Source organism: Sphingomonas sanxanigenens DSM 19645 = NX02 (genome assembly GCF_000512205.2).
Classification (GTDB): Bacteria; Pseudomonadota; Alphaproteobacteria; order Sphingomonadales; family Sphingomonadaceae; genus Sphingomonas_D; species Sphingomonas_D sanxanigenens.
Genome location: NZ_CP006644.1, coordinates 4,885,717 through 4,910,969, shown reverse-complemented (window position 1 = coordinate 4,910,969; position 25,253 = coordinate 4,885,717). Strand labels below are relative to the sequence as shown.

The window sequence follows — 25,253 nt, the reverse complement described above, 5'->3', positions numbered from 1 at the left end:
GCGTGGTGATCGACGGGCTCCACGTCGAGATTCATGGCGCCGAGGATGCGCCCGCGGTGCTGCTCTCGCCCGGCCTCGGCGGTTCGGGGGGCTATTGGGCGCCGCAGGTGGCGGTGCTCGCGGAGCGCCACCGCGTCATCCTCTATGACCATCGCGGCACCGGCCGCAGCGATCGGCATCTGCCCGATGCCTCGGTGGCGGCGATGGGCGACGATATGGCGCGCATCCTCGATGGCCTCGGTATCGCCTCCGCCGCGATCGTCGGCCATGCCGCCGGGGGTATCGCAGGGCTCGCGCTGGCGCTGAAGGCGCCTGGGCGGGTCGATCGGCTGGTGCTGGTCAATGGCTGGGCGCGCGCCGAACGCCATTTTCTGCGGTGCTTCGAGACGCGGCTGGCGCTGCTCCGCGGCACCGGCGTCGAGGCCTATGTCCGCGCGCAGCCGCTGTTCCTGTATCCGGCCGCGTGGATCGCCGAGCATTTCGACGCGCTCGAGGACGAGGCGGCGCACATCATCGCCGGCTTTCCGGGGATCGACACGGTCGAGCGGCGCATCGCCGCGCTCGCGGCGTTCGATGAAACCGATCGGCTGGCAGATTGCATGGTGCCCGTGCTCGCGCTGGCCAGCGAGGATGATATGCTCGTGCCTTGGCGCGCCTCGCGCGCGCTGGCGGAGGGCCTGCCCAACGGCCAGTTCGCGCTGTTGCCGCGCGGCGGCCATGCCTGCAACGTCACCGAGCCCGCGGCCTTTGCCGCCGCGGTGCTTCCCTTTTTGACCCCCGGCACCTGACGGAGATCCACGAACATGCAGGTCGGCGTCTTCGTCCCCATCAACAACAATGGCTGGCTGATCTCGGAGGCCGCGCCGCAATACATGCCGAGCTTCGATCTCAACAAGGAGATCGCGCTGAAGGCGGAGCATTACGGCCTCGATTTCCTCCTCTCGATGATCAAGCTGCGCGGCTTCGGCGGCAAGACCGAGTTCTGGGAATATGGGCTGGAGAGCTTCACCCTGATGGCAGGGCTCGCGGCGGTGACCGAGCGGATCAAGATCTTCGCGACCTGCCCCACGCTGGTCATCCCGCCTGCCTTCGCCGCCCGGATGTGCAACACGATCGACTCGATCAGCCATGGCCGCTTCGGGCTCAACCTGATCACCGGCTGGCAGCCGCCGGAATACACCCAGATGGGAATCTGGCCCGGCGACGAGCATTTCCGCAACCGCTACGCGATGCTCGACGAATATGCCCGCATCCTGCGCGAACTGTGGGAAACCGGCGTCTCCGACTTCAAGGGCACCTACTATCAGATGGAGGATTGCCGGGTGCGGCCGACGCCCACCGGCGACATGAAGATCATCTGCGCGGGCTCGTCGGACGATGGGCTCGCCTTCTCGGCGAAGTGGGCGGACTATGCCTTCTGCCTCGGCAAGGGCGTCAACACGCCGACCGCCTTCGCCTTCAACAATGCGCGGCTGGCGGCGGCGACCGCGAAAACCGGCCGCGACGTTTCGGTGTTCGTGCTGATCATGGTGATCGCCGCGGAGACCGACGAGGCCGCGATGGCCCGCTGGAACGCCTATAATGACGGCGCCGATCTCGACGCGATCGCCTGGCTGGCCGAGCAGGGCGCCAAGGACACCCATAACAAGGACACCAATGTCCGCCAGCTTGCCGCGCCCGAGGGCGCGGTGAACATCAACATGGGCACGTTGGTCGGCAGCTATGAAAGCGTCGCGCGCATGCTCGACGAGATGGCGGCGGTGCCCAACACCGGCGGCGTGCTGCTGACCTTCGACGACTTCGTGCAGGGCGTCGAGGATTTCGGCGCCCGTATCCAGCCGCTGATGCGCAGCCGCAAGGCGGTCACCGCCTGAGCGCGGCTTGGCGCGCGCCGCAAAACCTGCGATTTGGGGGCATCCGGGCCGGACGATGCCGGCCGCACCACAGACATGAATGCCGGGAGAGTATGGCGCAATTCACCCCCTTCGACTGGCAGGATCCATTCCTGCTCGACGCGCAGCTGACCGACGAGGAACGCCAGGTCCGCGACACCGCCGAGGCCTATGCGCAGGACAAGCTGCTGCCGCGTGTTCTGAGCGCGACGCGCGAGGAGCGGTTCGACCGCGAGATCATGACCGAACTCGGCGAACTTGGCCTGCTCGGCGCGACGATCGACGGCTATGGTTGCGCCGGCGTCAGCCACGTCGCCTATGGCCTCGTCGCGCGCGCGGTAGAGCGGGTCGATTCGGGCTATCGCTCGGCGATGAGCGTGCAGTCCAGCCTCGTGATGCATCCGATCCACGCCTATGGCAGCGAGGAGCAGCGCGAGAAATATCTGCCGCGCCTCGCCACCGGCGAACTGGTCGGCTGCTTCGGGCTGACCGAGCCCGATGCGGGTTCCGATCCGGGCAGCATGAAGACGCGCGCCCGCTCGGTGGAGGGCGGATTCCGCCTCTCAGGCACCAAAATGTGGATCACCAACGCGCCGATCGCCGACATCGCGGTGGTGTGGGCGAAGGATGATGAGGGCGTGATCCGCGGCTTCATCCTCGAACGGGGCATGGCGGGATTCTCCACGCCCAAGATCGAGGGCAAGATGAGCCTGCGCGCCTCGATCACCGGTGAGATCGTGATGGACGATGTGTTCGTGCCCGCGGAAAACCGGTTGCCCGACGCGCGCGGCCTCGGTGGCCCGTTCGGCTGCCTCAACAAGGCGCGCTACGGCATCGCTTGGGGATCGATGGGGGCTGCGGAGGATTGCCTGGCGCGCGCGCGGCAGTATCAGCTCGATCGCAAGCAGTTCGGCCGGCCGCTCGCTGCCAACCAGATCCCGCAGCTCAAGATGGCCAACATGCTGACCGAGATCGCGCTCGGCCTCGGCGCCGCGCTCGCGGTGGGGCGCAACATCGATGCCGGCACATGGGCGCCCGAGATGATTTCGGTGATCAAGCGCAACAATTGCGGCAAGGCGCTGGAGATCGCACGCATCGCCCGCGACATGCACGGCGGCAACGGCATCGCCGACGAATTCCACGTCATCCGCCATCTGGTGAATCTGGAGACGGTGAACACCTACGAGGGCACGCACGACGTGCACGCGCTGATCCTCGGACGCGCGATCACGGGAATCCAGGCGTTCAACTGAAGGCGAGGGCATAGCGTGGAAGGTACGCTAAACAACGCTAAGGGAGAACAACCGAGGAACGCTTAGGCGGCGCGGCTGTCCGGCGGAAGATTGAGGGCCTTGCGGCCAGCGGAAGCGGCGGCTCGATCCCAGAGGAAATCGCCGGAAAAGGCAATATGCTCCCAGCCAACCGGCGACGTATGGACAAGCAGATCATCGGGGACCGGGGCCGCTGCCGATCGCAGATGCTGGGCGGCGTCGGCCATGTAGATCGTGTTCCAATAGACGATCGCCGCGATGACTAGGTTGAGGCCTGATGCCCGATATTGTTGAGCTTCATGGCTGCGGTCGATGATGCGGCCCTGGCGGAAGGTGTAGATCGCTTGCGTCAGGGCATGGCGCTGCTCGCTGTTGTTAAGGCCGGCATGGCATCGCCGGCGCAGATCGGGATTTTCAAGCCAGTCCAGCATGAACAGGGTCCGTTCGATCTTGCCGATCTCCTGTAGTGCGACGTCGAGCTGGTTCTGCCGTTCGTAGGCGGCGAGCTTTCGCAGCATGACCGACGGCGCGACGTGGCCAGCCTTGATCGACCCCACGAGGCGCAGCACGTCGTCCCATTGTTCATTGATGATGTCGGTGCGGATACGCTTGCCCAACACCGGGGCGATGGACGGATAGGCCGAAACCGGCGCGATCGGCGCAAGCCGCCTGTCGGGAAAGTCGCGCAGGCGCGGGCAGAAGCGAAATCCCAGCATCGCGCACAGGGCGAAGACATGATCGGTCGCCCCGCCGGTGTCGGTGTAATGCTCGACGATCCTGAGATCGGTGCCATGGCTGATGAGGCCGTCGAGGACATAGGGCGCTTCATGCGTGGCGGCCGAGATCACATTGACGTGGTAGGGCCCGCGCTGATCGGAAACATGGGTGTAGAAGCTGAAGCCATGATCGACGCCATAGCGGGCGTTGATGTCGCCGCCCGATGCGCCGCGCTTCGCGCCCCTGAAGAACTGACCATCGGAACTGGACGTTGTGCCGTCGCCCCATACCCGCGAGAATGGCAGGCGGTGGTGCGCGTTGATGAGGACGGCGAGCGCCGCGCGGTAGCTCTCGTCGCGGATATAGGCGTCATGGGTCCATAGGAGTTGATCGCGCGTGACGCCCTGGCTCGCGGCGGCCATGCGCGACAGGCCGAGATTGGTGGCGTCGGCGAGGATCGTGGCGAGCAGCGCATTTTCATTGGGACATAGCTCGCCGGTGCGCAGGTTGGTGAACGCCGAAAGAAAGCCAGTTTCCTGCGCCACCTCATGTAGCAGTTCGGTGATACGGATGCGTGGCATCATCGCATCGAGCCGGTCGGCCAGGGCTTCGGCGTCGGGCGTTGCGATCGTGCGAACGGGGGATATCTGGAGGCGGCCGTCGCGGTATCGCACACCCTCCAGAGCGTCGCGCTTCAGGCTCCGGGCGAATTTCTTCAGCCGCCAGTCCAGTTCGCGGCCCCGCTGTTCGAGCCATTCGCCGGCTGTGGGTGGCAGACCAAGAGCCGACACGATCGGCTTGGCCTTCGGTTCGCTTAGCAGGTAGCTGTCAAACTGGCGGTATCCCGTCGATCGTTCCACCCAGACATCACCGGATCGCAGCTTGTTGCGCAGATGCGCGATAGTCGCGATTTCCCAGAGCCGCCGATTGATCTTGCCGTCATCGCCCATGACGATTTTCTGCCATTCCTTGCGGAAGGGCATCGGAGCGTCGGCAGGCAGATCGCGCTTGCCCGACCTATTGAGGTCGCGCAGCATCTCGATAGCGGCAATCGTTTTCGCGCTGCCCTTTCCGGCCCTGAACTGTAGCGCTTCAAGCAGATCAGGGGCGAACTTGCGCAACGTCGCATAGCGGTCGGCCGCGACCCTCAGCGGATCAAGATTGGCGGTTTCCGCGATCGTCGCCACTTCCGGTCTGGCCTTCAGGAGGGTGTGCCATCCTACTGAGGCATCCAGGACCTCCATAGGATCTTCGCCAGTATCGACTGCATCGGTGAGCGCGTCGATCGTCCTGCGGAAGATCAGCATCAGCCGGGCCACGTTCTTCGACGTGGCGGCATAGCTGCGCGCCTGGGCGTTCTTCGCGCGGGTGAAGATGCCGCCGATCAGCTTGTCCGCCATCTCCAGGGCGCTGTCCGTCAGCCGTTCTTCAAGATCGAGCAGGAAGGCAACGAGCGTGGCGCGTCGCCGGGAGGGAATATAGCGCTCGATCATATAGGCAGGCGACGCACGGCCTTCCCTGACATATTGCCGAAATCGGTCCGCGTGGATGCGGCCCGCGACGTCGGGGGAAATGCCGATCTTCCGCACCTGCCTCAGACGGTCGAGGATCTGGCGGACGTGATCGGGCTTGGCCGCGACGGGGATGGTCTTAAGCAAGGCGAGATGGCTCATGCCGCCGGCGGCGTCGAAGAGCTGATCGAGGGCCTGGACCTGTTCGGCGCTGAGATCGGCGATCAGGGCGTGGGCGGCCTGCTTGCGCGCGCGGGCACGTCCCGCGCTGCTGGCGCGTTCGATGGTGGAGATGGACGGCAGCAAAATCCGGGCCTCGCGCAGGGCGGTGACCACGCCCATCGCAATCGTCATCCCCTTGTCGGTCGCCCATGCCGTTCTCGCGGCCGCCTCGACCATGAAGGGAATATCGGCGCGGGTTGGCCCCCGAAGCCCCAAACGCGCCGCCAGCTCACGGGCATGATCCGTCATTGTCTGATCCCGCGCCGCATAGTTGGCCAGCTCGGTTACGTGCAGACCAAGTTGCTCCGCGACGAAAGCGGCGAGATCATGGGGTATTGCTCCCCTGTCCTGTATCAACTGCGCAAGCGTGATGCCCGGGTGCCGCAGGAGCGCGAGTTGCAGCGCCACGCCCAACTGGTTCCGTCGCTCCCGTCGCGCGCCGATGATCTCGATATCGGAAGGCTCGAAGGTATAGAGCCGGGCCAAATGGTCGCGATCGGTCGGGATGGCGAGTATCTGATCGCGTTCGCTCTCGGTCAGGAGTTGATGCTTGCGCTTCGTCATGCCGTTTCCTGTCCACAAAAGGTCATCTGGGCCTATGGACAGCGAGGAGTAAAGAGACATAGTATGTGGACGGATATGGGTGGGGCGCAGCGGCTGCCCTCCATAGCGTCCACAGAACGACCGTTTGGGAGACGTGCGGCATGGGTGATATTCTGGGCTATGCCCGCGTCAGCACCGGCGATCAGGACGTTGCGGGCCAGACCATGCGTCTGGAGAAGGCTGGCGCCATCAAAATCTTCACCGATGTCATTTCAGGTAAGAGCATGGAACGGCCCGGTCTGGCTGAGCTAATCGCCTATGCCCGCAAGGGTGACACGCTGGCGGTGGTCCGCCTCGATCGGCTTGGGCGCTCGCTTGCCGAACTTCTCACCACGGTTGAGACGCTACGCGGTCAGGGCATCGCGCTCCTGAGCCTTGAAGAAAAGATCGACACTTCGTCAGCTGCCGGCGAGCTCATCTTCCATGTGTTTGGGGCCATCGCCCATTTTGAGCGACGGCTGATTTCTGAGCGAACCAGAGATGGTATTGCCGCCGCCCGTGCTAAGGGCAAACAGCCTGGCCGTCAGCCGCTGGACATGTCCAAAGTGGATGCGGCCATCAAGCTGGTCGAAGCTCGTATCTCGCCTACCGAAGCAGCGCGGCAACTCGGCATCGGCCGATCGACCATTTATCGCGAAATGCGTAGGATGGGAATCGAACGGCCCGCCTGATTAAGCGCCCGTCCGTTCGCATCGAGCGTTCGCCATGCGTTCTCGCTTAGCGTTGTTTAGCGTACTTTCCACGCTATGCCCTCAAGGCTACCGGGGCGGGGCAGCGGTTCGGGCGCTTCCCCGCGCTTTGCGGGGAGCGGCGGATCGATGCCGGGCGTGGGGACGCCCGGCGAAGCGATCAGTTCGGCAGCGCGTTCAGATCGACCTTGTCGACCCATTCCGGATAGAAGACCGGTTCCCGGTTCGACCAGCCGGGTGCGGTCGCCGCCGCCTCGCTGATCGACTGAAGCAGCAGCCGCCGCTTTTCGGGATGGAGGTGCGGCAGCGCCGCCGCCGCGCAAAACGCGCCGGGCAGCCATGGGCGCACCTGCGCGCCGATCAGCCGTTCGTAGAGGAAGCGGTAGGCGCCGAAGCCGACGAGGCGATCCTGCCCCAGATCGAAGGCGCTCACGGTCACCAGCGGCGCCATGAAGGGCTCGATCGCGTCGAGGCCGCTGTCGTCGGGCACGAGGTGGCGGATATGGTCGAGCCGCACATAGACCTTCGCCTGCGCCCGGATGCTCGCCGCCTCGACCACGTCGCGCGACCAGATCTTCATCGCGTCGGACCGCTCGAGCCCCACGTCCAGCGATCGGCGGATATAGCGCTGCGTCGCAGCGGGGAACGCCGCGAACTCCTTCATTTCCGCCAGCGTCAGCGCGCCGTCTGCCGGTCTTTCACTCGTTGCCATAACCCGCTCACCTTTCGACCTTCTGCCCCTCCCGAACAGTTTGCGCCATTGCCATGAGCAAAAGCTTAACCGTCCGTTCGGCCCCTGGGTCGAAAGGCATCATGAATTTTGCTGCGATGCAACAAGTTTTGCGACGAACCGCGCTCCATCGCAGCTTTTCATCCAAGATCAAGCATAATCAGCGGTCCTTGCGCCGTTTTTCCTCCTCCGCGTCGAAACCTGAGGATTCCGCCGGTTCATGCGTGTTGCCCGGCCGGGTGATGGCAGGCGGATCCGATGCGTCCATGGAATCCTCGACCGCCTTGTCGAGCGCATCTTCGCCGGTTTTGGTGGTGCCCTTCGAGGCATCCCTGGTGCTGGTCTCGTTCATGCCGATTCTCCTGCATTGGTCTCTGCGACAAGAACAAAGCGCGAGTGGCCGGGGTTCCGGTGTGGCGCTGCGAGACGCAAGGCTCCCGATTCGACCAACGTCATTGAGCGTTCGACCTGCGCCATGCGCGGCAACGGATTTTCAGCATCGGTTACGGTAGAAACGAACCATGCTCGCACCCTCAGAACGCGCGCGACCGCCGGCTTTGAGCCGGGAAGTCGCGCTCTATTCCATACTCGGATTCTGGCTGTTCTACGTGATCATCGTCACCACGCGGGCGGCGGTGATGGATTTTCCGAGCCAGTCGGAAATGGCGGCCCGCCGCGCCGTCGTCACGGTGTTCGGCATCGTCGTCACCTGGGTGGTCTATCTGCTGCTCAAGCGGGTCGACCACCGGCCGCTGGGGACGCGCATCGCCACCGCCTTCGTCGCGGCGCTGCCTGCCGCCGCCGCCATCGCCGCGTTCAACTATTATATCTTCAACGTCTATGATCAGGCGTCGCTGTTCGATGAAGTCGGGCATGCGATGAACACCGAAACATCGATGATGAAGGAGATCGCGGAACTCGCGATCCAGCGCTATTTCTTCCTGATTGCGTGGGCGGCGATCTATCTGGCGATTTCCTATGCCGGGGAGGTGCGCGCGGCCGAGCGGCGCGCCGCCGCCTTCCAGCAGGCGGCGCAGGCGGCGGAACTCCGCTCGCTGCGCTATCAGGTCAATCCGCACTTCCTGTTCAACACGCTGAACTCGCTGTCGTCGCTGGTGATGACCGATCGCAAGGCGGATGCCGAAGCGATGATCATGAACCTCTCGACCTTCTACCGCACCTCGCTGTCCGGCGATCCACTGGACGATGTGCCGCTTGAGGAAGAGGTGCGACTGCAACGTCTCTATCTTGATATCGAACGGGTGCGTTTCCCCGATCGGCTGCGTGTGGAGATCGACATTCCCGAAAGCCTGCAGCGCGCCTGCGTGCCCGGGCTGATCCTCCAGCCGCTGGTCGAGAACGCCCTGAAATATGGCGTGGCGCGCGCGCGCACCGCAGTGACGATCGCAATCACGGCGCGCGAGGACAAGGACAGGATGGTGCTCTCTGTGATCGATGACGGCCCCGGTGGCGATGGCGGGCATGGCGCGGGCATCGGCCTCGCCAATGTTCGTGACCGGCTCGCGACCCGCTTCGGCGATCGCGCGACGCTCGACGCCGAAGCGCGTCCCGAAGGCGGCTTTGCCGCGGTGCTCAAGCTGCCGGTGGTGAAGAATGGCTGCTGAAGACATGCTGACCACGCTGATCGTGGATGACGAGCCGCTGGCGATCGAACGGCTGCAACTGCTGTGCGCCGCGGAGAAATCGCTGTCGCTGGTCGGCACCGCGAGCGATGGCGCCGCCGCGCTGCGCCTGGCCGCCGCGCTCAAGCCCGATCTGATCCTGCTCGATATCGCCATGCCCGAGGTCGACGGCATCACTGTCGCGCGCCGGGTGGGCGAAGCCGCGCTTTCCGCCGGAGCGCCCGCGCCGGCGATCATCTTCGTCACCGCCTTTGATGGCTTTGCAGTGGAGGCATTCGACTTGGCAGCCGTTGATTATCTGCTGAAGCCGGTCGCGCCGGACCGGCTTTCGCGCGCCGTTGCGCGCGTTACAGAGCGCCGCACCAACGGCATCGCCGAGGCGCAGCGCCCGGTGACGCCGCTTCGCCCGGCCGAGCTATCGGATTATGCCCAGGAATTCTGGGTGCCGCATCGGTCCGAACTGGTCCGCATCGCCGCCACGGACATCCAGCGCATCGATGCCGAGCGCGATTATATGCGGCTGTCGCTGGGCGACCGCAGCTTCCTGCTGCACCAGACGATCACCGCGCTCGAGGCGCGGCTGGATCCGGCGATGTTCGTGCGGCTGCACCGCTCCACGATCGTGCGCCGCAACCGCATCCAGCGGCTGCGGCATGACGGGCTGGGCGTCTGGTATGCGGTGCTCGTCGATGGCGAGGAGGTGCGGATCGGCCGCACCTATCTGGCGAACGCCAAGAAGATCGCGGGCCGCTGAGCGGCAGGGGCGGCAGACACAAAGAACCCCAGTCCGAAGGGAAGGACCGGGGTTCTTCGATCATCACGGCATCCGGGGCCGCGGCCCGCGCCGGCGCGCATCGGCGCGTTCAGCGCGCGGCTTCGACGTCCATGGTCGACAGCATCGCCTGGCGCTGGCCGGAGCGGGCGTTCATCACGAGGCGTTCGACGCTGCTGGTGGTGCGCGCGATGCTTTCCTTGCGGCAGCGATCGACGCGCTTCGCTTCGAACAGGTCGCGCTGGGCATAGCCGCCGCACACCTGCACGCTGGCACGACGAATGCGGCTGTTGAGCTGCGCGACGCCGGCGTCGGTCGAAAGGTCGAGATCGCCGGTGTGAACGGCCCTGGTGCGGGGGGCCTGGGCAGAAGCGGGGGCGGTGGCGCTAGTGGCGAACAGGGCCGCGACCAGCGCAAGCGACGTGAAACGGGCAGTCATCTTCGATCTCCTCAACCTGGTGGGCCGGCCGAAAGGGGGATGGCCGGTGCGGGCGGAACCGAAAGCCTCGGGACGTTCTTCCGGCCCCGCCGCGCACATCCTGATTAGGCGCGGCCGCCGATCGGATCAGTTCAGCTTCGATCGGCCCGCATCGCGGATCGGCGAAGCGACGGGCGGCCGACGGGGATAGACGAACGGCCATGCGGCAATCGTTGCGGTGGCGTGATCGCCGCAACGGGTATCGACGAACGACATGACGCGATTCGGCGGTTGGTCCGGCCCATCCGGAAGCGGCGGCGCGCCAGGCGCAAAAACGCCCCCGGCTCCTCGAAGGAACCGGGGGCGCGGGGACGTCGCCGGGCGGGGCCAACCGGGTCGGCGACCATGGGGCGCACACGAACACCCCACGTCTGGAGATAGGTTCAGCGGGCGATGACCCGCAGGCTTTCGCGCACCGCCAGGCGCTGGTCCTTGCCGGCGCGGACGGCGACGACGATCTCGTCGGCGTGACGGCGGGCGCTGGTCAAAGCGTCGTGCCGGCAGCTCTGAATTTTCGCGGCCTGCGAAAGGCTCGTGCGCCCGATCCGCCCGCAGACATGCGTCGCTGCGAAACGAATGCGGCTCTGCAGGCGCTTGACGTCGTCGTCGCGACGCAGATCGAGGTCTGCCAGTTCGACGCGGCTGGTGCGCGCTTCGAATGCACCGTCGATGGGGGTGGCGAAAGCCGGGGTGGCGACGAAGCCGGCTGCGATGACCGCAAAAGAGGCGCGGCGGATGGACGAGAACATCTTGATCCTCCTTGAACGCGGCGCCTCGGCGCCTGATGGAGGCGCTCTACGCTGGCGGCAGGGAGGCTTCATCCGGGCTTCGACGGAGGCGCCGTGTCGTTCGGCGAGCGCGCGGGAGAGCGACGAACGCCTCAACCCCATCGACCAGCGACATGATCGAATGCCCATGTCGTCTCTGGTGCAACGATATTACAGAAAAAAGGCGGCGTGCGATCCCTTTTCGGAATCGCACGCCGCCACGATCGGGAGACGATCGATCCGGCATCTTGGCGCCGGATCGGACGGTCATCGCGTCAGAGCACGAAATCCGCTGCGGTCAGGCTGCCGCCACCCGCGACCAGTACGAGGATCGCGAAGTCGCCAGCGCCGTCTCCGTTTACATCGCCCTGGATCTGCTGGAACGCGCCGACCGTCGTCGCGGTCAGTTCGCCCGCAGTGCCGCTGAACGAGGAGACGAAGTCGAACGCGCCGCCGGCGGCGCCGGAGTCGATCGCGTTCAGGTCGATGAGGTCGCCCTCGGCCTGGCTGAAGTCGCGGATGATGTCGCGCAGCGCCGGGGCGCTGTCCGACACCGCGGCGAACACGAAGCGGTCGGCATCGGCGCCGCCATAAAAGCTGTCGCGACCCGCGCCGCCGACGAGGATGTCGGTGCCTGCCTCGCCCAGCATCACATCATCGCCGTCGGCGCCGATGATCATGTCGTTGCGCTCGCCGCCGCGCAGCGTGTCGGCATCGGCGCCGCCGTCGAGCGTATCGTCGCCGGCATTGCCATAAAGGGTGTCGCCGCCGGCGCCGCCGTTGAGCGTGTCATTGCCCTCGTCGCCGAGCAGCTTGTCGATGCCCTCCCCCCCGTCGAGCGTGTCGTTGCCCAGGCCGCCGCGCACCAGATCGTCGCCTGCGCCGCCCAGGATGAGGTCATCGCCGGCATAGCCGTAGAGGATGTCGTTGCCGGCATCGCCCCGGATCGTGTTGGCGCCATTGTCGCCATAGAGGCCGTCGTCGAACGCCGAGCCGGTGAGGTTCTCGATCGCGGTGTAGCGGTCGCCGAGTGCTTCGCCTTCGAGGCCGCGGCCGGCGATCAGCGATGCCTGCACGGCTTGGGTTGCCGTCGCATAGCTGGCGGTGTCGATGCCGTCGCCGCCGACGAGCTGGTCGGCACCGGGGCCGCCGATCAGCAGATCGTCGCCCGCGCCGCCTTCGAGCTGGTCGTCGCCGCCGAGGCCCGAGATCGTGTCGTTGTAGATCGTGCCGGTGAGGGTTTCGCCGGCCGCCGTGCCGGTGATCGTTTCGCCGATCGCGTCGGGGATGTTGAGCAGCGCGACCTGCGGGTCATGGTCGGTCGGCCGGTTCGGACCGGCCGGCTGCTCGGCATTGATGTGGACCGAATCATATTGCGCGCCGCCCAGCAGCCCGCCGGAGACGAGGATATGGTCGATCTGCTGCGCATTGCCGTCGAAAACGTAGGAATAGCGCTCTTCTTCCGGCAGCAGCGTGTTGAGGTCGGTCATCACGCCGCCCGCGGTGAGCGTGCCGATCGCATTTTCGTAGGTGAAGCCGTTGAAGTCGCCGAACACCGCATAGTTGGTGTTCGGATCGGTCAGCAGACCGGCATCGATATAGTCGCGCACCGCCTGGGCCTGCGCGGTGCGCGAGGCATCGCCCGCATCCGCTGGCGGCTGGTTCGGCCCCCACAGCGCATCGCTGCCGAGGCGCGAGGTGGAGTGCAGGTTGATCGCGGTGATCGTCTCGCCGTTGAACTGGAAGTTCACGACCAGCGGCTTGCGGCTGCCGTCATAGGCCGGATCGGTCAGGATCGAGGCCTCGCCGAGCACGCTGACGCGATCGGCGTTGTAGAGGAAGCCGTTGCGGATGTTGCCGCCGGGTTCGCCGCCGGTGGAGCCGGCGCTGCTCGGCGTCACCTCGATATAGACATAGTTGGGGCCGCCGATTTCGGCGATGGCGTCGATCAGCCCCTGCGCGGTGACATAGCCCGACAGGTCGGCGCCGTTGCCGGCGCCATCGCCATCCTGGATCTCCTGCACCGCAATGATGTCCGGCGCCTGCAGGTTGTAGACGATGTCGTCGGCCAGCAGATCGAACTTGCCGTCACCCGGATCGAGATTTTCGAGATTGTAGGTGGCGACCGACAGATTGTCCGAGTCGCCCGCGAGGCTGGTGGTTTCCTGCGGCAGCGGGCCGGCATCGACCTCCAGCGTCACCGCCTGGGTGACGAGCACCTCATAGCTCTGGAAGTTGTAGTTCACGATGCCGGTGACCGAGCTGAGCTGGTCGCCCTGCGTATAGTTCGGATTGTAACCGGCGAAGATCGTGCTGTCGTCGTCGATCTGGATGCGCTCGGGGTTGTAGTCGCCCTCCGAGATGGTGATGCCGCCGCGATCGTTGACGCCGGTCGCACCCGACCCGCCCGAGGCGACGACCTGTGTCTCGCCGAAACCGTTGGTGCCCGAGGTGACCAGCGGATTGTCGATGGTGACGAGCATGCCTTCCAGCGATTCGTAGAAATCGATGCCGTCATTCTCGGGATCGAAGACGGTGAAGCCGTCATCGTCGATGATCTCGCTCGGGGGCAGGATGCCGCCGGGCACGTCGCCGATCAGCACCGCCTGCGGCAGAGCATGGATCACCGGCACCGAAGACCCGTCGACGTCGATCACGACGCCGCTCTGGTTGATCTGCGTCACCGTCAGGTTGTTGGCGCCGGGCAGGAATTCGTTGACGGTGCCCGTCACCGTCGCCTGATAGCCGACCGCGACGGTCGGCGCGCCACCGGTGAAGACGAAGATCCCGTCCGAGGTGCGGGCATTGCCGTCCCCGGTCGCGTCCTGGAGGTAATAGCCGTTGCTCGCGACCGCGGTGACGATGCCGGTGGTGATCACGACCTGGCCGGCATAGGCGGAGGCGTGGCTCTCGCCCTGCACCTCCATGATCGTGCGCGCGACCGGATCGTCGTTGACGATCGTGCCGGTCGCGGTGCCGTCGGCGATGCTGATGTTGCCGACCGGGTTGGAGAGCGAGATCGTCAGCGTCTCATTGTCCTCGCCCAGCGTGTCGCCGGCGACCGGAATGGTGACGGTAGCGACGTTGGACCCCTCGGCGAAGGTGACGGTGCCGGTCAGCACCGCGCCGGCGCCGAGATCGCCGGCATCGGCAGTGCCATAGTCGACGGTGAAGTCGACGCTCGCCTCGCCGCCGAGGCCGCCCGCGCGGCGGACCTCGAAGACGAGGTTGACGGTGCCGGCGTTGCCTTCGGTCACGCTCGCGTCACGCACGGTGACGAGGCCCGGCTGGTCCGCGCCGATGAAGTCCTGCCCGCCATTGATCTGGCCGGGCGTGCCCGCCGAGGGGGCGGCCCAGACGAAATCGTCGGCGACAGCACCCGAGCCGGTCAGCTGCAGGGTCAGGCCGGCGGGATCGCTGCCCGATTGCACCACGCCGACATCGACGCTGGTCAGCCCTTCGGCCGGCCCGTTGGTGGCGGTCAGCACGCCTTCGTAGGACAGGAACTGGACGACCTGCCCCGAGGGATTGACCAGGGCGAACCCATCCGGCGAACCGTTCTGCAGGCCGGGCGCGTCGAACGCCACGGCGCCATAGCCATCGTCCTGATCGGGAACGATTCCGCTCAGCGCGATCGGCGACCCATAGGTGGTGCCGCCATTGCCGTTGTAGAGGACGATCGTCCACCCGCTGAGGTCGGTGCCCGCGGCCGCCGCGACCTCGATGAACTCGTTCGCGTCGGTGCCGTCATTGTCATAGTGGAATTCGTTGAAGAACACCGCGCCGGGAACGATCGGCGCGAAATCGTCATTCTCGATCGTACCGGTCGCAACACCGTCGCTGATCGTCGCGCCGCCGGTGGCGTTGCCGAGCGTGACGGTGAAGCTCTCGTCGGGCTCGATGTCGGTGTCGCCCGCCACGTCGAGCGTGATCGTGCGGCTGGTCTCGCCATCGGCGAACGCGATCGTGCCGCTGAGCACGGGCAAGACGAAATCGCCGGTATCGGTGGTGCCGAGGTCGATCACATAGTCGGCCGAAACCGCGCCGGTGCTGCCGCCCGCGCGGGTGATGGTGAAGGTGATCGCGGTGGTGCTGCCATCGCCCTCGACCACGCTCTGGTCGGCGATCGAGAGCATGCCCGGGTTGCCGCCGGCGCCCGCGGCGTCGCTGGTGACGAGAATATCGTCGATGCCGACCCACTCGTCATTGCCGACGGCGTTGGTCGTGATCACCCGGATCTCGAGCGTGGCGGCGTTGTTGGCGTCCTCGGGAAGCGTGACGCTGAGCGCGGTCACCAGCGTGGCGGCGTTGGCCGTCGTCGCGTCGGCGATATAGCCGTCTGGCACGTTGCTCCAGGCGCTGGTGCCGCTGATGCGATACTGCACGGCGATCTGCTGGATCGCGTTGTCGCCCGACGAATCGAGATCGCGCGCGTTGAAGCTGAACTGGATGTTCTCGCGGCCGGTCGCATCGAGATGGATGACGATATAGGGGGCGTCGGCGGTACCGGAGCCTTGCAGCGCGATCGTCGGATCGTCGATCGCGAACTCGGCGACACCGCCGGTATTGAAGCTCACCGGATTGGTCTGATTGACGTTGACGTCGACGACGAGTCCCGTGTCGTTCGCAGTCAGCGTGCGCGGATCGGTGCCGGTCGCGCCGGTCAGTTCGTCGCCGCGATAGCCCATGATGCTCGGCACCAGCGACCAGTCGTCATTGGCATCGAGCAACGATCCGTTGGCCCAATCCTGCGAGAAATTGCCCGTCGACAGGTCGAAATACGCAGTGCTCATACAGGCTTCCCCTATGCGCCGCAGCGCCCGGCATGGCGCCCGCGGACTCCCAATAATCGATCCCGCTTAGGGAGGGCGTGCGACAGGGCCGTGACGCTCAGGGCAGCGGCACATGCTCCTGCCCATTTTCCTCCAAAGCGTCCCCGGACAGCCGTGCGACCACCGTCGTCGCGGCGACGTCCATCGTGACATTGCCCACCGTGCGCACCAGATCGGGCAGCATCTCCACCGCGATCAGCAGCGCAAGCGGTTCGATCGGGACCCCCATCGCCGCCGCGATCGGCACGATCGAAGTGAGGAAGCTCACCTGGCCCGGCAGGCTGACCGCACCCATCGTGGTGATCGCCGCGACGACGACGCCGGTGGCGAGCGTGGTGACGCTCAGTTCCTGCCCGAACCAATGCGCGACATAGATGGCGACCGCGAGGTTCATCGCCGGCCCGGTCACCCGGAACAGCGCGACCGCGAGCGGCAAGGTAACCGCGGCGCTATTCTCCGGCACGCCGATCCGCTCCGCCGAACTCAGCATCTGCGGCAAGGTCGCCAGCGAGGATTGGGTGCTGAGCGCCACCGCCTGCGCCGGCAGCACGCCACGCGCGAAGCGGCCGAGCTTCGCCCGGCCGACATAGCGCGCGATCGGATAGGCAGCGAGCGAGATCACCAACCCCACGCCGCTGACGATGATGATGTAATGCAGCAGCGCGCCGATCGCGGCGCTGCCCGCGCGCAACCCGACCGCGAACGCCAGCGCGAACACGCCGATCGGCGCCAGCCATAGCACCCAGCCGACCATCACCAGCATCGCTTCGGCGATGGCATCGAAGAAGCCGGTGATCCGCTCGCGACGCTCCGCATTGAGCATGGTGCTGGCGATGCCGAACAAGGTGGTGAACAGGATCAGCGGCAGGAAATTGTCCGCCGCCGCGGCCGCGACTGGATTGGTCGGCACGATCGAGCGGAGGAACTGCGAGAGCGGCGGCGGCGGCGCGACATCGACATGCGTGCCGCCCAGCGCGGTCTTCAGCGCGGCGGCGGAGTCGGCGGGCATCGGCCAGAGATCGAGTGCCAGCGGCGTCAGGATCGCGCCCAGCGCGGAGGAGGTCCACAGCATGACGAGGAACAGCGCCACCGTCTTCAGCGCCAGCCCGCCGCCGCGTGCGCTGTCCGCGGTGCGGCCGATGCCGGTGACGAGCAGGGCGACGACCAGCGGGATGATCGTCATCCTGAGCGCATCGAGCCACACGCCACCCACCGGATCGGCAACATCGAGCGCCGCCTCCCACCCAAGCCGGGCACCGGCGATACCGAGGATGACGCCGGCGAGAAGCGCGATGAGGATGCGGGTCGGTTGGGACATCCGACCAGTCATATCGCGCTGCAGCACGGCGCGATAGCGGTCACGCGGCGATCAGTGCCGCGTGACCGCTATCGCCGTGGTCAAAGCACCCAGGTGCCGAGCGTGGGCGTGACATCAAAGTTGAAATAGATGCCGAAATCGGCGGTCGCATCGCCATCGATATCGCCCAGGACATAGGTGGTGTGGCGGCCGAAATCGTTGACGAAGATCAGTTGGCCGGCCTGCCCGGTAAAGGCGGCGACGATCTGGAACGCATCATCCTCGGGCGTGCCGGCGATCGCATCGATCCCGGCAAGATCGATCGTGTCGTTGCTTGCATAAGCGAGGATTTCGTCCGGCGCGGCGGCGGTCGAATGTTCCGCGGCGCTGAAGATGAAGCGATCCGCGCCGTCGCGCGTGTCGAACACGTCCTGCCCGCCCTTGCCATCGAGCTCGCTCGCGGTCCCGCGGGCGCTGATGTAATTGTCGAGCGCGTTGCCGTCGGCCTTCACGAAGGTCGTATAGTCCCACATCTCGAGATTCTCGACATTGTCCGGCAGCACGAAATGCGCCCCGGTCACCGGGTTGGGCACGCCGCGAAAGCTGACATCGTCGATTCCCTCGTCGGGCAGCTCGACGATGATCGTTTCCGCGCCCCCCAGATTGTTGAAGGCGTAGGTGTCGTTGCCGGAGCCGCCGATCAGAACATTGTTGCCCGTGCTGCCGTTGAGCAGGTCGTCGCCGCCCCGGCCTTCCAATATGTCGTCGCCGCCATGTCCGCCGATAGAATTGTCCAGATCGTTGCCGATGCCGTGCTTGGTGCCGGTCAGGCCCGTGTAGCTGAAGTAGAGGCCTTCGACGTTGGTCGGAATCACATAATAATCGAAGATGACCTCGACGCGGTCGACGCCTTCATTGGCAAATTCCATGACTTTCGCGCTTGGATCGGCGAGATAATACGTATCGCCTGCGATCCCGCCATACAGGGTGTCGCCGGCCCCGCCGTTCAGTTGATCGCCGCCGGCGCCGCCATGGAGCGTGTCGATACCGGTACCGCCCCACAGAATGTCGCTTCCGTCGTCGCCATAGAGCGTGGCGTTGCCGGTGCCCGCCATCAGCCGGTCGTTGCCATTGCCCCCGCGCAGCGTCGATGCGGTCGCGCCGCCCGTCAGTTGATCGTTGAACGCGCTGCCGATCAGTTGCTCGATGCTGACCAGCGTATCCGTCGAATTGAGGAAGGCGATTGCCTGCGGCCCCGTTTCAGAGAGGCTGACGGTTACGGCGCCACCCGCCGCCGCATAGCTGATCGTATCGAAGCCGGCGCCGCCGTCCAGCAGGTTGCTGCCGTTCCCGCCGCCCAGCAGATCGTCACCCGTGCCGCCGAGTACCGTATCGTTGCCGATCCCTCCGGCCAGCACGTCATTGTGGGCACCGCCGTCCAGCGTGTCATTGCCATTGCCGCCGTCCAAAGCGTCATTGCCGGCGCCGCCCGTGAGGAGATTGGCGAGGGTCGATCCGGTCAGCGTGTCGGCGAAGGCCGAACCCGTCAGGTTCTCGATCGTTGCGAGCGTGTCGGTGCCGGCGCCGATCGTGTTCTGCGCGGTGGTGAGCCCGAGATTGACGGTGACGCCCGCCGCTGCCGCGGCATAGCTGGCGGTATCGGCGCCCTGACCACCGGTCAGCCGGTTGTTGCCCAACCCGCCGGACATCACATCGTCGCCGCCACCACCGGTAAGGTCGTTGTCGGCAGCGTTGCCGGTCAGCACGTCTGCAAGGCCGGAGCCGATCAGATGCTCCACGCTCAGCAGCGTGTCGGTGCCCGCGCCCAGCGTATATTGCGCCGACGCGATACCGAGATTGACGCGCACGCCGGTGGTTGCCGAGGCGTAGCTCGCGGTGTCGCTGCCCTCGCCGCCGTCGAGCGTGTCGTTGCCGAGGCCGCCGATCAGGCTGTCATTGCCGGCACCGGCCAGCAGCATGTTCGAATAGTCGTTGCCGGTGAGCTTGTCGTCGAACGCAGTGCCGATGACATGCTCGATGCCGCGAACCGTATCCGAACCCGCACCAACGGTGTTCTGCGCGGACTGGCTGAGCAGGTTGAGGGTGATGCCCGCGCCGACCAACGCATAGTCGACCGTATCGATGCCTGCGCCGCCATCGATCAGGTCGTTGCCCGCATCGCCGCGGATGATGTCGTTGCCGACGCCGCCCAGAAGGCTGTTGGCGCCCGCATTGCCGGCAAGTACATCGGCATGGTTGGAGCCCGTCAGCCCCTCGATGGCGGTCAGCGTATCGACCCCGGCACCAAGCGTGTCCTGCGGCCCCGCCACGAGCAGGCTGACAGTTACGCCCGCCGTCGCGGAGGCATAGGTGGCGACGTCGCCCGCACCGGAACCGCCATCGAGCAGGTCGTCGCCGGCGCCGCCATCGAGCGTATCATTGTCGGCGCCGCCCACCAGGCTGTCATTGCCGGCGAGGCCGCTGAGGATATCGAGTCCGGCGCCGCCGGTGAGGAGATTCGCGAATTCGTTGCCGCTCAGCGTGTCGTTATAGGCACTGCCGGTGACGTTCTCGAAACCGGACAAGGTGTCGGCGCCGCCGCCCACCGTATTCTGCGCGACGGTCAGCGCCAGCTTGACGGTGACACGCGATGCCGCGGTGGCATAGCTGACGGTATCGATGCCGTCTCCGCCGATGAGCGTATCGGGGCCGCTGCCGCTGCCGCCGTTGATCAGATCGTCCCCGGCGCCGCCATCGATGATGTTGCGCACGGCGGTCGAGGCGCCGGTAAGGACGTCGCCGAACGCCGAACCGACCAGATTCTCGAAGCCCACGATCGTGTCGATCCCGGCGCCGCCGGTCTGTTGCGCGGTGGTGAGGCCGAGATTCACGGTCACCGCGGCGGCTGCATTCAGATAACTCAGCGTATCGGCGCCGGTGCCGCCATCGAGGCTGTCATTGCCGTCACCGCCTTCGACCAGATCGTCTCCGCCCAGCGCGAAGATGATGTCGTTGCCACCGAGACCGCGAATCTCGTCGGCAGTGGTGCTTCCATCGAGTTGCTCGGATGCGTCGGTACCGATGATCAGCGGCATCATTCTTCTCCCACGATTCGATCTTGTTGTGCATCGATTTCGATCGAAAGTCATTTTAGGCGCGCAACGATGATCCGGCCATGACAAGGATCAAATATCTGGAAAACGGCTGCGGCGCGGCCCCCCATTATCCATTAAGTATCTGAGATAGATAGATTTTGATCGAAATTGATCGCGTGCCTGCATTGCGGCATTGTCGCAGTCATGATCCTGCCCAACACGCCCCAGCATGCCGGGCATGTCGCCGGCCATTATGACGAGCTGGATCGCGTCTATCGCGAATGCTGGGGGGAGCATGTCCATCATGGCCTGTGGACCAGCGGGCGAGAGACGCCGGGGCAGGCGGTGGAGGCGCTGATCGACATGGTCGCCGATCGGCTGGCGATCGCGCCGGGCATGGCCTGCGCCGATATCGGCTGCGGTTATGGCGGCACTGCGCGGCGGATCGCCCTGACCTGCGGTGCGCGCGTGGCGGGCTTCACGTTGTCGGCCGGGCAGGCGCGCTACGCCGCCGGCCATCCGGTGCCCGGGGTGTCGGTAATGGTGCGCGACTGGCTGACAAACGGCCTGCCCGATGCGGCGTTCGACCGCGCCTGGTCGATCGAAAGCAGCGAACATATGGTCGATAAGCCGCGTTTCTTCGCCGAGGCGCAGCGCGTGCTCCGGCCCGGCGGGCGCTTCGCGGTCTGCGCATGGCTGGCGGAGACCGGCGCGTCGCCGCGCAAGGTGCGGCATCTGCTCGAACCGATCTGCCGCGAGGGCCGGCTGCCCTCGATGGGCACGCGCGAGGAGTATGAGGCGATGGCGCGCGCCGCGGGTTTCGTGGCGCTCGGCTATGAGGATATCAGCCGCCGCGTGGCGAAGACCTGGACGATCTCGGGCCGGCGCTTCCTCGGCAAGCTCGTCACCGATCGCTGGTATCGCCGGCTGCTGCGCGATGCCGAGAACCGCGTCTTCGCGCTCAGCGTGCCGCGGCTGATCCTCGCCTATCGCACCGGGGCGATGCGCTATGGCGTGTTCCTGTGGGAAAAGCCGCGCTGACCGGCAGTTTACCAAAGCTCCGCCGCTCCCTATGTGCGCGGGCATGGCGGCACCAATACTTTCCTATGAGGATCTCGGCATTGTGCAGGGATCCGGCTGGCTTTTCCGGCACCTCGACATCTTCGTCGGCGAACGCGACCGGCTGGCGCTGATCGGGCGCAACGGCGCGGGCAAGTCGACCTTGCTCAAGCTGCTCGCCGGCAAGATCGACAGCGATGAGGGCCGCCGCACGATCGTGCCGGGTACCCGCGTGATCCTGCTGGAACAGGAACCCTCGCTCGCCGGCCACGCGACCCTGCGCGACTATGCGCTCGCCGGGCCGGACGCGCCCGAGGCGCATGAGGTGGAAGCGATCGCCGACCAGATCGGCATCGACCTGTCGCGCGAGTCGGCGACCGCGTCGGGCGGCGAGCGGCGCCGCGCCGCGATCGCACGCGCGCTGGCGATGGATCCGGACGTGCTGCTGCTCGACGAGCCGACCAACCATCTCGACATCGCCGCGATCGACTGGCTGGAAAGCTGGCTGCAGCGCTTCTCCGGCGCGTTCGTCGCGATCAGCCACGACCGCACCTTCCTGACCCGGCTGACCCGCCAGACCCTGTGGATGGACCGCGGCAGCATCCGCCGCGCCGAGATCGGCTTCGGCGGGTTCGACGCGTGGACCGAGAAGGTGTTCGAGGAAGAACAGCGCAACGCCGAGCGGCTCGACGCCAAGCTCAAGATCGAGGAGCATTGGCTGCAGCGCGGCGTCACCGGCCGCCGCCGGCGCAACCAGGGCCGCCTCGCCAAGTTGAAGGATATGCGTGCGCAGCGCGCGGCGATGATCGGGCCGCAGGGCACCGCCGCGCTCGCCATCGGCAGCGACGATGTGCGCACCAAGGTGGTGATCGATGCGGAGGGCGTCACCAAGCGCTTCGGCGAGCGCGCGGTGATCACGGATTTCACCTTCCGCGTGACGCGCGGCGATCGCATCGGCGTGGTCGGCGGCAATGGCGCGGGCAAGACCACCCTGCTGCGCCTGCTGACCGGCGAACTCCAACCCGACGAGGGCCGGATCAAGCTGGCGAAGACGCTGGACGGCGTGGTCATCGACCAGCAGCGCAGCCTGATGGCGCCGGAGAAGCGCGTCCGCGACGTGCTCGCCGATGGCGGCGACTGGATCGAGGTGCTCGGCGAGAAGAAGCATGTCCACGGCTATCTGAAGGAGTTCCTGTTCGAGCCGTCGATGGCCGATGCGCGCGTCGGCACCTTGTCGGGCGGCGAACGCTCGCGCGTGCTGCTCGCCCGCGAATTCGCGCGGCGCAGCAACCTGCTGGTGCTCGACGAGCCGACCAACGATCTCGACATGGAGACGCTGGACCTGCTGCAGGAAGTGATCGCCGACTATGACGGCACCGTCCTGATCGTCAGCCACGACCGCGACTTCCTCGACCGCACCGTGACGGTGACGCTCGGTCTCGACGGATCGGGCAAGGTCGATATCGTCGCCGGCGGATACGAGGATTGGGAACGCCAGCGCGCTCCGAAGCAGGAGGCGAAGCGACCCTCTGCTCCCAAAGCCGATGTGCCAGCGGCCCCCAAGGCGCGCACCAAGCTCAGCTACAAGGACCAGCGCGACCTCGACCAGCTGCCGGCGCGCATCGAGGAACTCGAAGCCGCCATCGCCCGCGACGAGGCGGCGCTGGCCGATCCGGATCTCTACACGAAGAACCCGGACCGCTTCGCCGCGCTCACCAAGGCGATCGACAAGGCCCGCGACGACAAGGATGCGGCGGAACTGCGCTGGCTGGAACTGGCGGAAATGGCCGAGGCGCTGGGATAATTCCCTCTCCTCCCCGGCGCTGCGCGCCGGGGAGGAGACTTGGTCACGCCGCCTTGATCCAGGCGTCCACCTGCGCCTCCAGCATCGTCAGCGGCATCGCGCCCTGCCGCAGGATCTCGTGGAAGGCCTTCAGGTCGAACTTCGGCCCCAGTGCCGCCTGCGCCTTCGCCCGCGCGCGGGTCCAGGCGATGTGGCCGATCTTGTAGCTCAGCGCCTGGCCGCCCTGCGTGCAATAGCGCTCCACCTCGCGCTGGCAGCGCGGGCGGGCGAAGCCGGTGGTGGTGACGAGATAGTCGGTCGCGCGTGCGACGTCCCAGCGCTTGGTGTGGATGCCGGTATCGACCACCAGCCGTGCCGCGCGGAACAGGAAGGACTGGAGATAGCCCGCCCGCTCGAGCGGGTTGGCATAGGCCTTCAGTTCGTCGGCAAGCTGTTCGGCATAGAGCGCCCAGCCTTCCGAATAGGCCGAGAAGAAGCCCACCTTGCGCAGGGTCGGGATGTCCTTCGATTCCTGCGCGATGCTGATCTGCAGGTGATGGCCCGGCACGCCTTCATGATAGGTCAGCGAGGGCAGCGAATATTTCGGCCAGTCGCCGACATCCTTGAGGTTGATGAAGTAGATCGCCGGGCGCGAGCCGTCGAGCGCGGCCCGGTGATAATAGCCGTTGGAGGCGCCGTCCTGGATCTCCACCGGTACCGCGCGCACTTCCAGCGGCTGGGTCGGCAAGGTCGCGAACGCCTGCGGCAGCCTGGCGTACATCGCCTTCACGCCCTCGTTGAGGCTGGCGATCAGCGCCGCCTTGCCCGCGTCCGTCCCCGGATAGAGCTGCGCGGGGTCGACGTTGAGCGCGGCCAGCCGCTCGCCGATGCCGCCCTTGGTGAAGCCCTGCGACTTCAGGATCTTGTCCAGTTCGGCGCTGATTTCGGCGACCTGCTGGAGGCCCATCTGGTGGACCTGTTCGGCGGTGAAGTCGGTGGTCGTCGCCTGGCGGATCGCCGCCTGGTAGATCGCGTCGCCATCGGGCAGGCGCCAGTCGCCGTCGCCCGGCCTGGTCGTCGGGCGCAGTGCCTTCATCAGCGCGATCTGGCGATCGAGCGCCGGATAGACCTTGGTCTCGACGATCGATGCGGCCCTGGCCGCCCAGTCGCCGGCGATGCCCTTCGCCGCCGCGCGATCGGCGAGCGACTTGACCATGCTGCAGGTGGCGTAAGGCTGTGCGCGCAGCCCGGTCATCTGGCCCAGAGTCAGGTCGATCGACCAGCCGGGCGCGAGGAAACCGCGCGCGGCCTCTTGCTTCTGCACCGCGCTGTCCTGATCTAGCACGGTGGCGAACGCCTCCAGCCGCGACAGATAGGCGTCGCTGTCCTCCCGCGTCGCGATGGTGTGCGCGGTGTTGAGGAAGTCGGGGATCGAGAAATAGGCGCCGCCCTGCTGGAAGATCCGATAGGGGCGGATCACCGAATCGAGCTGGAACGTCTCGGGTGCGATCGTCTGGCTGCGCAGCGAATAGAGGATCACCTCGCGGTTGAGCACCGCCGCCGGCGACAATGTCTTGGTATCGACCGCCTCTACCGAGGCGATCGCCTTCTTCGTCTCGGCGAGTTCGCGTACGCGCTCCTCGATCGTCGCGTCGGACAATTTCGCCTTCAGCGCCGCGTTCGCGCCCTTGTCGAGCCCCAGCGAGCTCGCAATTTCGGGTGAGCGCTTCACGGCATCGTTGAAAATCTGATCGAAGCGCGCGTTGAGCGCCGCATCGCCGCTCGCCGGCTGCGCGAACACCCGGCCGGGCACCATCGACAGCGCGACGCTGGCCGTGCCGGCCGCGAGGAAATGACGACGATCCATGGAAGCTACCCCTTACTGATTGTTT

General features: G+C 66.2%; 17 protein-coding genes. 8 read left to right on the top strand and 9 right to left on the bottom strand.

All coding sequences use genetic code 11. The features are described from left to right. Positions 1 to 2 precede the first annotated feature (2 nt). From rutD to NX02_RS22455, 3 genes are all read left to right on the top strand, one after another. Positions 3 to 788, top strand: coding sequence for a pyrimidine utilization protein D (gene rutD / locus NX02_RS22465; RefSeq protein ID WP_211258365.1), 786 nt, complete (start codon positions 3 to 5; stop codon positions 786 to 788). A 15-nt stretch (positions 789 to 803) separates the two neighbouring features. Continuing rightward, complete coding sequence (gene rutA / locus NX02_RS22460; protein ID WP_025294410.1) at positions 804 to 1,874, top strand: pyrimidine utilization protein A; 1,071 nt, start codon at positions 804 to 806, stop codon at positions 1,872 to 1,874. Positions 1,875 to 1,966: 92 nt separating this feature from the next. Continuing rightward, the gene (locus NX02_RS22455; RefSeq protein ID WP_025294409.1) at positions 1,967 to 3,145 is read left to right on the top strand and encodes an acyl-CoA dehydrogenase; all 1,179 of its coding nucleotides are present in this window, start codon (positions 1,967 to 1,969) and stop codon (positions 3,143 to 3,145) included. A gap of 62 nt (positions 3,146 to 3,207) precedes the next feature. Here NX02_RS22455 and NX02_RS22450 read toward each other — a convergent pair whose 3' ends face one another. Beyond that, positions 3,208 to 6,177: a Tn3 family transposase gene (locus NX02_RS22450; protein WP_025294408.1), complete on the bottom strand. Its 2,970-nt coding sequence runs from the start codon at positions 6,175 to 6,177 to the stop codon at positions 3,208 to 3,210. 140 nt (positions 6,178 to 6,317) lie between these two features. On the opposite strand from NX02_RS22450, the gene NX02_RS22445 reads away from it, so the two are divergent. Continuing rightward, positions 6,318 to 6,887: a recombinase family protein gene (locus NX02_RS22445; RefSeq protein ID WP_011607925.1), complete on the top strand. Its 570-nt coding sequence runs from the start codon at positions 6,318 to 6,320 to the stop codon at positions 6,885 to 6,887. A gap of 178 nt (positions 6,888 to 7,065) precedes the next feature. Here NX02_RS22445 and NX02_RS22440 read toward each other — a convergent pair whose 3' ends face one another. Together NX02_RS22440 and NX02_RS22435 are read right to left on the bottom strand one after the other, a co-directional pair. After that, entirely contained in the window at positions 7,066 to 7,617 is a 552-nt protein-coding gene (locus NX02_RS22440; RefSeq protein ID WP_025294407.1) for a hypothetical protein, read from the bottom strand. Between the two features lie 178 nt (positions 7,618 to 7,795). Continuing rightward, positions 7,796 to 7,987 (bottom strand): hypothetical protein, encoded by a 192-nt coding sequence (locus tag NX02_RS22435; protein ID WP_025294406.1) that lies wholly within the window; start codon positions 7,985 to 7,987, stop codon positions 7,796 to 7,798. Between the two features lie 169 nt (positions 7,988 to 8,156). Between NX02_RS22435 and NX02_RS22430 the strand changes: the two genes are divergently transcribed. Further along, positions 8,157 to 9,260 carry a sensor histidine kinase gene (locus NX02_RS22430; RefSeq protein WP_025294405.1) on the top strand — a complete coding sequence of 368 codons (1,104 nt, stop codon included), beginning with the start codon at positions 8,157 to 8,159 and terminating at the stop codon, positions 9,258 to 9,260. Further along, entirely contained in the window at positions 9,250 to 10,032 is a 783-nt protein-coding gene (locus NX02_RS22425) for a LytR/AlgR family response regulator transcription factor (RefSeq protein ID WP_025294404.1), read from the top strand. Before NX02_RS22430 ends, NX02_RS22425 begins: the two co-directional genes overlap by 11 nt. 109 nt (positions 10,033 to 10,141) lie before the next feature. Here NX02_RS22425 and NX02_RS22420 read toward each other — a convergent pair whose 3' ends face one another. The 5 genes from NX02_RS22420 to NX02_RS32770 form a co-directional block, all read right to left on the bottom strand. Then, the gene (locus NX02_RS22420) at positions 10,142 to 10,489 is read right to left on the bottom strand and encodes a UrcA family protein (RefSeq protein WP_025294403.1); all 348 of its coding nucleotides are present in this window, start codon (positions 10,487 to 10,489) and stop codon (positions 10,142 to 10,144) included. 422 nt (positions 10,490 to 10,911) lie between these two features. Then, on the bottom strand, positions 10,912 to 11,445 hold the full coding sequence (locus tag NX02_RS22415; RefSeq protein WP_084718034.1) for a UrcA family protein: 534 nt from the start codon (positions 11,443 to 11,445) through the stop codon (positions 10,912 to 10,914). Positions 11,446 to 11,570: 125 nt separating this feature from the next. Further along, entirely contained in the window at positions 11,571 to 16,088 is a 4,518-nt protein-coding gene (locus NX02_RS30965) for a Calx-beta domain-containing protein (protein ID WP_025294401.1), read from the bottom strand. 97 nt (positions 16,089 to 16,185) lie between these two features. After that, positions 16,186 to 17,445: a dicarboxylate/amino acid:cation symporter gene (locus NX02_RS22405; protein WP_025294400.1), complete on the bottom strand. Its 1,260-nt coding sequence runs from the start codon at positions 17,443 to 17,445 to the stop codon at positions 16,186 to 16,188. Positions 17,446 to 17,525: 80 nt separating this feature from the next. Next, complete coding sequence (locus tag NX02_RS32770; protein WP_025294399.1) at positions 17,526 to 20,522, bottom strand: calcium-binding protein; 2,997 nt, start codon at positions 20,520 to 20,522, stop codon at positions 17,526 to 17,528. Positions 20,523 to 20,723: 201 nt separating this feature from the next. On the opposite strand from NX02_RS32770, the gene NX02_RS22395 reads away from it, so the two are divergent. Continuing rightward, a complete protein-coding gene (locus NX02_RS22395; protein ID WP_025294398.1) occupies positions 20,724 to 21,560 on the top strand; it encodes a class I SAM-dependent methyltransferase in 837 nt (278 codons plus the stop codon). Positions 21,561 to 21,603: 43 nt separating this feature from the next. Beyond that, positions 21,604 to 23,382: an ABC-F family ATP-binding cassette domain-containing protein gene (locus NX02_RS22390; protein WP_025294397.1), complete on the top strand. Its 1,779-nt coding sequence runs from the start codon at positions 21,604 to 21,606 to the stop codon at positions 23,380 to 23,382. Positions 23,383 to 23,425: 43 nt separating this feature from the next. Here the strand turns inward: NX02_RS22390 and NX02_RS22385 are convergent, their stop codons facing one another. Next, positions 23,426 to 25,228, bottom strand: a complete 1,803-nt coding sequence (locus tag NX02_RS22385; protein ID WP_025294396.1) for a DUF885 domain-containing protein — start codon at positions 25,226 to 25,228, stop codon at positions 23,426 to 23,428. Between the last annotated feature and the right edge of the window lie 25 nt (positions 25,229 to 25,253).

What these genes read in the sequence shown, in the direction of transcription:
- rutA (WP_025294410.1), top strand. Translation starts at nt 804, where the DNA reads ATGCAGGTCGGCGTCTTCGTCCCCATCAACAACAATGGCTGGCTGATC.
- NX02_RS22455 (WP_025294409.1), top strand. Translation starts at nt 1,967, where the DNA reads ATGGCGCAATTCACCCCCTTCGACTGGCAGGATCCATTCCTGCTCGAC.
- NX02_RS22450 (WP_025294408.1), bottom strand. Translation starts at nt 6,177, where the DNA reads ATGACGAAGCGCAAGCATCAACTCCTGACCGAGAGCGAACGCGATCAG.
- NX02_RS22445 (WP_011607925.1), top strand. Translation starts at nt 6,318, where the DNA reads ATGGGTGATATTCTGGGCTATGCCCGCGTCAGCACCGGCGATCAGGAC.
- NX02_RS22440 (WP_025294407.1), bottom strand. Translation starts at nt 7,617, where the DNA reads ATGGCAACGAGTGAAAGACCGGCAGACGGCGCGCTGACGCTGGCGGAA.
- NX02_RS22435 (WP_025294406.1), bottom strand. Translation starts at nt 7,987, where the DNA reads ATGAACGAGACCAGCACCAGGGATGCCTCGAAGGGCACCACCAAAACC.
- NX02_RS22430 (WP_025294405.1), top strand. Translation starts at nt 8,157, where the DNA reads ATGCTCGCACCCTCAGAACGCGCGCGACCGCCGGCTTTGAGCCGGGAA.
- NX02_RS22425 (WP_025294404.1), top strand. Translation starts at nt 9,250, where the DNA reads ATGGCTGCTGAAGACATGCTGACCACGCTGATCGTGGATGACGAGCCG.
- NX02_RS22420 (WP_025294403.1), bottom strand. Translation starts at nt 10,489, where the DNA reads ATGACTGCCCGTTTCACGTCGCTTGCGCTGGTCGCGGCCCTGTTCGCC.
- NX02_RS22415 (WP_084718034.1), bottom strand. Translation starts at nt 11,445, where the DNA reads ATGGGCATTCGATCATGTCGCTGGTCGATGGGGTTGAGGCGTTCGTCG.
- NX02_RS30965 (WP_025294401.1), bottom strand. Translation starts at nt 16,088, where the DNA reads ATGAGCACTGCGTATTTCGACCTGTCGACGGGCAATTTCTCGCAGGAT.
- NX02_RS22405 (WP_025294400.1), bottom strand. Translation starts at nt 17,445, where the DNA reads ATGTCCCAACCGACCCGCATCCTCATCGCGCTTCTCGCCGGCGTCATC.
- NX02_RS32770 (WP_025294399.1), bottom strand. Translation starts at nt 20,522, where the DNA reads ATGATGCCGCTGATCATCGGTACCGACGCATCCGAGCAACTCGATGGA.
- NX02_RS22395 (WP_025294398.1), top strand. Translation starts at nt 20,724, where the DNA reads ATGATCCTGCCCAACACGCCCCAGCATGCCGGGCATGTCGCCGGCCAT.
- NX02_RS22390 (WP_025294397.1), top strand. Translation starts at nt 21,604, where the DNA reads ATGGCGGCACCAATACTTTCCTATGAGGATCTCGGCATTGTGCAGGGA.
- NX02_RS22385 (WP_025294396.1), bottom strand. Translation starts at nt 25,228, where the DNA reads ATGGATCGTCGTCATTTCCTCGCGGCCGGCACGGCCAGCGTCGCGCTG.